General features: G+C 71.8%; 4 protein-coding genes. 2 read left to right on the top strand and 2 right to left on the bottom strand.

Annotated features, from left to right (window positions below):
* Positions 1-207: 207 nt before the first annotated feature.
* Positions 208-603, bottom strand: coding sequence for a winged helix-turn-helix transcriptional regulator (locus tag GWK61_RS28790; protein ID WP_194913637.1), 396 nt, complete (start codon positions 601-603; stop codon positions 208-210).
* Between the two features lie 119 nt (positions 604-722).
* Between GWK61_RS28790 and GWK61_RS28785 the strand changes: the two genes are divergently transcribed.
* The gene (locus GWK61_RS28785) at positions 723-1,442 is read left to right on the top strand and encodes an alpha/beta fold hydrolase (protein ID WP_194913634.1); all 720 of its coding nucleotides are present in this window, start codon (positions 723-725) and stop codon (positions 1,440-1,442) included.
* Between the two features lie 124 nt (positions 1,443-1,566).
* Positions 1,567-4,497: a hypothetical protein gene (locus GWK61_RS28780; protein WP_194913631.1), complete on the top strand. Its 2,931-nt coding sequence runs from the start codon at positions 1,567-1,569 to the stop codon at positions 4,495-4,497.
* A 63-nt stretch (positions 4,498-4,560) separates the two neighbouring features.
* Here GWK61_RS28780 and GWK61_RS28775 read toward each other — a convergent pair whose 3' ends face one another.
* Positions 4,561-7,143, bottom strand: coding sequence for a class I SAM-dependent methyltransferase (locus tag GWK61_RS28775; protein ID WP_194913629.1), 2,583 nt, complete (start codon positions 7,141-7,143; stop codon positions 4,561-4,563).
* Between the last annotated feature and the right edge of the window lie 155 nt (positions 7,144-7,298).

Raw genomic sequence — 7,298 nt, 5'->3', positions numbered from 1 at the left:
GCTGGGCGGATTGGGGAGTCGTTTCGGGGTGCGGGGGGTGCGGATGCTGCGGCCGGGTATCTGGAGGCGATGCTTGCGCCGGATGGACCGGGAGCCCCGCAAATGCAAGGTGGGGAGAGGGCCGGAGAGCTTTCGCGCAAGTCATAGACAGAGCACGGGCGGCCGGTCAGTCGGCACAAGACTCGTAGACAGAGCAAGCGCGGCCGGTCACTCGGCGCGGGAATCGTAGTCGGCGCGAGCATCGTCGATCAGCGATAAGTGCGCGATGCTCCACTCCAGCAGCGGGGCGGCGGCTTCGCGCAGCGTGACACCCATCGGGGTCAGCTCGTAGGTCACGTGGGGCGGCATGACATTGCGCACCGTGCGCGTCAAAATCCCGTCGCGCTCCAGGCTGCGCAGGGTGACGGTCAGCATGCGTTGGCTGATTCCGTCGATGGCCTTCTTGAGCTCCGTGAAGCGCCGCGGTCCCTCCCGAAGGTTGCGCACGACCAGCAGCGACCACTTGTCACCGACGATCTCCAGCACCACGCGAGTCCGGCACGCGTCGCCGTTGGCCGTGTTGGCCGTGTTGGCCGTGTTGGCCGTGTTGGCCGTGTTGGCCATCTCCATGGTTACCTCCACAGAACCGAGGCACCGAAAAGTGCCTTATTGCCCGCCGCGCCTCGAGTGCACCAGCATGGCGGTGGTTCTCAAAGAGTACCGAGGCACGAAAGGTAACCACCATGTCCACTTTCCTGCTCGTCCACGGCGCCTGGCACAGCGGCCAATGCTGGGAGCGGGTGGTCCCGCTGCTGGAAGACGCGGGGCACCGCGTGTTCGCGCCGACGCTGACCGGCTACGGCGACAAGGCGCACCTGCTCAGTCCCGAGGTGGGGCTCGACACGCATGTTGACGACATCGTCGGGCTGATCGACGACCACGACCTCACCGACGTGGTCCTTATCGGGCACAGCTACGCGGGGCTGGTCATCTCCTCCGCGGCCAACCGGGTTCCGGAGCGCGTCGCGCACCTGGTCTATCTCGACGCGATGGTGCCGGAGGATGGCGAGAGCGCGCTCGATGTCCTGCCCGTGACCAAGCACATGATCGAAGCCGCCGACAGTTGGCGCATCCCGCCGATGCCCGAGCAGCCGGCGCCCTTCGGGCTGTTCGGCGTCACCGAGCCGGCGGACGTCGCCTGGCTGCGCACGATGCTCTCCGACCAGCCGGTCCTGTGCCTGACACAGCCGGTGCACCTCGACAACCCGGCCGTGAACACGATCCCGCGCACGCACATCCACTGCACCGGCGCCAAGCCGGAGGGCGTGGTCCGCCGCCCCGTCGCCGCCACCCAGCCCAACGGCACGCCCGCGCAGGTGTGGGAGCTGCCGACCGGCCACGACTGCATGATCACGATGCCGTTCGAGCTCAGCGAACTGTTCCTCAAGCTCGCAGACGTCTGACAAGTCGGAGTGCGCGGCCGCCCCGGAACCCCGCCGCCGCCCGGCAATTCCGTTGCGGCGCAGCCCACCGACCTGCAAACATCGCGACCATGAACACGCGAAGGGTCGACGGCACCGCCGGAGCATGATCGAACGAGAACGCCGGGAGGCGTTGCACCAGGCCATGATCGACCGGGACCTCCCGGTGATCGAGCAAGCACTACGGGCAGACGACCTCGCTCTGAGGCGGGCCGCGCTACGAGCGGTCAGAACCGTCACCGAAGTCCCCGACGACGCCGCGGCAGCCGTCCTGACGGACGCATCGCTCGAACTGCGTCGAGCCTTCTACCGAACCCTGCTCCACGCGCGGCGCACCGCGCTGGCCGACCGCTTGCTGCCGTCGGTGCGCCGGCAGTGGGGCGACGGCGAGGCCGCGGCGCTGCTGCCGGCGTGTTCGGCGGAGGCGGCGGCGCAGCGGCTGGCGGAGTTGGCGCACGCGGTGGGCTCGTGGACCGCGCTCGCCCGAAGGCACCCGGACGCCGTAATGACCTACATCGAGGCCGGCGATCCGGCGCTCGGCGTCCCCGGCTGCACGTTCTGGCGGCGCTGGGGAAACGTTCTCGGCATCCTCGCGGAGTCGCTGCCGACGCGAACGATGGCGCTGCTGGAGAAGCAGCCGAACCGCTACGGCCTCCAGCTCCCGTCGCGCGCGATCACCGCGCTGGTGCAGGCCGACCCGATGCGCGCCTGGCCTGTCGTGTCCTACGACGACCGGAAGAAGACGAGTCGGCGACACTACGACGCCGTCGCCGCCCTCGACGACGCCGGAATCATCGCCTACGTGGACGGCGACGTCTACTCGCTGTGGGCAGTACTGGGACACCTGCCGACAGCGCGGCGCGAACCCCTCGTCGACGCGTTCGCCGCAGCCGCCCCCGAGCTCCAGCCGACGTGGGCCGAGCCGCTGCTCGACGTGCTGCCGCGGGCGCGCGCCGAGGCCGAGGCCCGCCGGATGCTGGAGTGGCACCGGCCGCAGTGGCACGCGAGCCGGCGCCGGTCGCACGCCGAGGCGGTCGAGCTGATGCTGGCCTCGTATCTGCCCTTCGCCGAGGCGGTCGAGGTGCTGACCGAAGCGGCCGCGTCGGGCACCACGACGGTGCGGACCGCCGCCCGGGCCCTGCTGCTGCGCTGCGCGGCGGAGACCGGCGACGCAGGCGAAGTGCTGCGGCAGGTCGAGGCGCTGGCCCCGCGCGTGCTGAACGAGCAGGACCCGGTGCGCCGCAGCTTTCTCGAATCGCTTGTCGGCCTGCCGGTCGCGGTGTTCGGGGACGAGTGGGTGCCGGTCCTGGAACAGCTGACGGCGGCTGCGATCGACGCGCACGACTCGTCCGAGCAGACGCGGCGGACCCTCAGGCTGCTGGCCCGCCGGACGCTGCGGCACCAGACGTCGCCGGGCCTGGTGGCGTGGGCGTTGGACGTGCACCGGCTGCTCGTCGCGCGGTTCGGCGCGGCGGGGCTGGACGTGCCGAGCGAGGAGGAGCTGAACCCGCCGCCGCAGAAGCGGGGAAGGCGGCGACGTGGGTATGGCTACCGCCACTCCCCGCCGCCGGACTACTGGCGGCTGGACCTGGCGCTCCAACCGGGGCAGGAACGCGAGTTGGTCGCGGTGCTGCGGCCCTGGCTCGGCGATGCCGCTGTTGTCAGGGATCTGCGACGGGCGCTGGGACGGCGGGCTGGGAACTGCCCGGAGCTCGCGATGCCCGCCGAGGAGACAAAGGCAACGCCAAGCGGAACACCGGTACAGGCCGTGCAAAGCTCAGGCCCTGCCGAGGAGACGGATCTCGCGCTGCCGAGCACCGAACCGCTTGCTGCGGAACCGCTGGCCACGGAACTGCTTGCCGCCGAATCCTCTGAAGCCGCCCTCCCCCGCCTCCTCGCCGAGGCCAACGGCCCACATTCGCCCGAAGCCGTCGCGGCCCTCACCGCGTGCTGCGCGCGAGCGCGCCCCTCGGTCCTCGGCCCGGCGCTCGAATCAGCCCTCTTCGCCCCGGACAGCAAGGTCACGCTGCGCAAGCAGGCGGTCCGCCAGCTCCGCCGCAACCGGATCCCGGGTCACCTGGACGTCCTCCTTCGCGCGTGGCAGCAGCCTGACACGCACCGCGACGTGCTAGTGGCGATCGCCGTCGTGCTGCGTGACGCCACCGAGGACCCGCGCGCGCTGGACGCCGTCGCGGCCGCCGTCGGCCCGGAGATGAGCGAGCTGATGATCCGCACGCTCTTCCAGCCCCACCCGCGGCAGTACCCGCCGGAAGCGCGCGCCGCCTACGCGGCGCTGGTCCGGAACCTGCTCCGCGCCTCGAACGACGGCGGCGTGCGGTTCCGGGGCCTGAAGGCGTTCGAGGTCTGGGCGCCGTGGTACCGGGGCGGGTTCGACGAACTCGTCGACACCCTCTTCGGGCCGGACCTCGACGAGGCGGAGCTCGCGTCCGAGCTCATCAGGGCCCTGATCGTGGCCGGATCCGGCGCCGACCGGGTCCCGGACGTGTTGCGCCGCCTCGCCGACGACCCTGCCCGGGCCAAGCTCGCCTCGGCGCTGACCGGGACCCTCACCAGTCTCCGGAACCGCTATCAGAACCCTGAGCCGTGGTCGCTGGACCTCGTCGAGCGGTGCCTGTCCGCACTGGCTGGCGAGCCCCGGCACGCACGCATCGCCGTCCGGCTGGCGCTGGCGCTCGTGGACCCGGCGGCCGACGACCTCGACGACCGCCTCGTCGCCTACGCGGACCTGCTGGCGGGCCGTCCCTACCTGACCGGTGTGTCGGAAAACGGCCTGCGGGAGCGGATCAACCACCAGCTCGACGAGCGGGCGCTGGCCGGACTCCCGGCCGCCGCGCAGGTGCTGGCGGCCCGCGGCGACCTGGCCGGTGGCCTGGTCGCCGCGCAGCTCGCGAGCCTGGTCCTCGGCGGCCGGACCGACACCGACACCCGCGACGGATCCTGGCGCGAGGTCGTCACCACCCTGCACACCTCACCGCACCCCGAGGTCGCCGACACCGCGCGCCACATCGATCTCTGACAAGGCTCGTGGCACAAGGCTCAAGGCGCGCGACTCGTCGCACGCTCCTCGTGCCGCCTCAGCTCAGATGACCGACGACCGCGTGAACCGCCCGAGCTTCCACTCCAGGTTGATCCCGAGCGCGGTCCCCGCCGGCCCGCTCATCAGCTCCGGCAGCACCCGCTCCCGCATCAGGTGCCGGATCATCGACTCCCGGACCTCCAGGTCGGTGATCTCCGCGAGGTACTCGCCCTGGTTGGCCGGGACGAGCGCCGCCATCTCGATCTCCTCGGCCAGGTACTCGTACGTCCGGCGCTCGATCGCCCCGGCGAAGTACGGAGCCAGCGCCTCGGCGACGGAGGCACTGTCCTGCGGAGTCGGCAGGATCCGGCGGTCGGCGCGGTACTGCGCCAGCGAGCGCGCGGCAGGGAGTACGCCGGCCGCGGCGGTTCGCAGCGCCGGTGCCAGCTTCTCGGGCTCGTCGGAGTCCAGGGCCTCCAGCCAGTAGCGGCGGAGCAGGCGGTTGGGTGTGTGCAGGAGCAGCGAGTGCTCGGTGGTGGGCGCGAGGTCCGGGGCGCTGAACGTCAACAGGCCCCCGGGCTTGAGCACTCCGGCGATCGAGCGCGCGGCGTGGCGCATGGCCTTGGCGGTGAGCAGGTGGAAGACCATGTTGGCCATCACCGCGTCGACCTGTTCCCCGGAGGTGACGTCCAGCAGCGTCCGGAAGTCCCCGCCGGGTCCGCGCAGCGCGTGGAACCGCGTCCACGGCATGTCCCGCATGAGCTCGAAGCCCTGCGCGAACCAGTTGTTGGGGATGTCGACGACGTGCAGCTCGAACGAGGCGCCGCGGTCGGCCAGCCGCTCCTGGACCCGGTGCGTGACCAGCGCCTTGCTCAGCTCGATCGAGGCGAAGCCGGTGCCGGCCCCGTAGTCCAGGGCGCGGACGACGTCGCCGGGCCGGGCGCGCTCGATGCCGGCCTCGATCGTGTGCAGCATGTCGCGGACCACGATGCCGGTGGGCCCGGCACCCCAGCTGCGGGGGTGCGCCAGGTCGCCGTCGGCGTAGAGCAGGTGGTGCAGGCCCACGCCGTCGGCGAGGTCGTACTCCGGCCCGGGCTGCCAGGTGTCGTGGCGGACGGCGTCCGGGTCGCCCGCGGGGGCCGGCTGGACCGGGATCACCCGGTTGAGGGACACCGCGACGTACGGCTTGGCCGACGGGTAGCGCCTCTCCTGGTAGCCGACGGTCTGCAGTCCCGCGAGGCGCAGGCACCGCAGGAACGCGGAGTGCTCGATGACGTACTGGTGCGACAGTCCGTGGAAGGTGTCGAAGGCCACCGAGTGGGTCGTGCCGAGGTGGCGCCGGACGACGTGCGAGGCGACCCGGTGGGACTCCAGGATGACCATGCCGTGCTTGCCGGTGTGCCGCTCCCAGCGCTGGAAGTGCGCCACCAGGTCCGACTCGAGCTCCTCGGCGCCGAGCGGGCGGCCGTCGGGGGCGAAGTAGGGACCTGAGGACCAGCCCGGGACGTCGGCGCGCGGCGGGCCGCCGAGGTAGGTGCGGTCCTGGTCCAGGAACGAGCGGATGTGCAGGCCGTCGTCGATCGCCAGGCCGTGCTCGGCGAGCTGGTCGCGCAGCGAGTCCGGGTTGCTGACGTCGCCGATCAGCAGCAGCGGGTCCTGGACGCCCGCGGCCTGAAGCAGCGCGCGGGCGTGGTCCAGGGCGATCGGGCTGATGTCGACGCCGACGTAGCGGATCGTGTCGCCGAACAGCTCGTGCAGGTGCGCCAGCCAGCTGGCGTCGCCGCAGCCCATGTCGGCGATGAACGCCGGGCGCGGTTCGCGGCTGAAGATCTCCTGGAAGATCGGGTCCGCGTCGGCGAAGTAGCGCTTGTGGGCGTAGGCGCTGGCCTCGACGTTGATGCCGCGCTGGACGTGCCACTCGCCGTCGCCGGGCACGACGAGCAGCTCGCCGCGGAAGAGCTCTTCGAGCTTGGCCAGCATCGGAAGGTAGGAGCCGATCAGGCCGCAGTGGTCGACCCATTCCAGGCTGGCGCGTCCGTGTTCGGTCCAGGCTCCGGTGTCGTCGAGCCAGCCGAGCAGCGTCAGCAGCCGCGCGAAATCGCCCTCCGGGCTCTGGAGCCTTCCGGTGCCGCGCAGGCTGAGCAGGGCCGGGACCGCGAGTGTGGCGTCCAGGTGGGTGACGGTCATCTCCGGCAGGCCGCGCGTGGCCCGCCAGCGGATGTGCGCGTCGAGTTCCGCGCCGAACGCGGCGAGCGTCTCGGCGTCCCAGGGGGTGTCCCAGGAGTCCGGCTCGGTCCGGGTGAAGCGCGCGAGGAACCGTCCGCCGGCGATGTAGCGCTCCCGGTGCTCCAGCGCCCCGCGTCCGGCGGCGGTCCAGGCGGGGGCCGGCAGCACGTCGAGCCAGCCGGCGCCGTCCAGGCAGCTCCAGGCCGCGCGCAGGTAGCCGGTGTCGGGGAGTTCGTGCGGGCCGTCCGGCGTGAGGTCCAGCAGGCCGATCGTGTCGAGCGCGCGGACGGTCGCGCTGATCATCACGCCGTCCTGCCACAGGAACGCCGTGCGGCGCAGCGCCGTGCGACTGACGGACGATCGGCCGGGGGAGTCGACGGCCGGGATCGAAGCCGTCGCCACCGTGAGCCCATTCGACATAGCGAACCTCCAATGTCAGGGCGCTGAATCGCCCCCTCCGGGGCCATGGTGGGGGCCGGCGGCACCCCGGCTCATCTTCGAGGTTGTCGTGCCTCCGGCGGCCGTTCCGGACACGCTGACCTGCCGTTCGTCCTTGGAGAAGGCGCCGGGAGGAG

Source organism: Catenulispora rubra (genome assembly GCF_015356825.1).
GTDB classification, from domain to species: domain Bacteria; phylum Actinomycetota; class Actinomycetes; order Streptomycetales; family Catenulisporaceae; genus Catenulispora; species Catenulispora rubra.
The sequence above is the reverse complement of the archived record's forward strand: the minus strand, read 5'-3'. Positions and strand labels throughout refer to the sequence as shown.

Bases quoted from the DNA above. Each gene is read 5' to 3' on its own strand.
- GWK61_RS28790 (WP_194913637.1), bottom strand. From the start codon at position 603: ATGGCCAACACGGCCAACACGGCCAACACGGCCAACACGGCCAACACG.
- GWK61_RS28785 (WP_194913634.1), top strand. From the start codon at position 723: ATGTCCACTTTCCTGCTCGTCCACGGCGCCTGGCACAGCGGCCAATGC.
- GWK61_RS28780 (WP_194913631.1), top strand. From the start codon at position 1,567: ATGATCGAACGAGAACGCCGGGAGGCGTTGCACCAGGCCATGATCGAC.
- GWK61_RS28775 (WP_194913629.1), bottom strand. From the start codon at position 7,143: ATGTCGAATGGGCTCACGGTGGCGACGGCTTCGATCCCGGCCGTCGAC.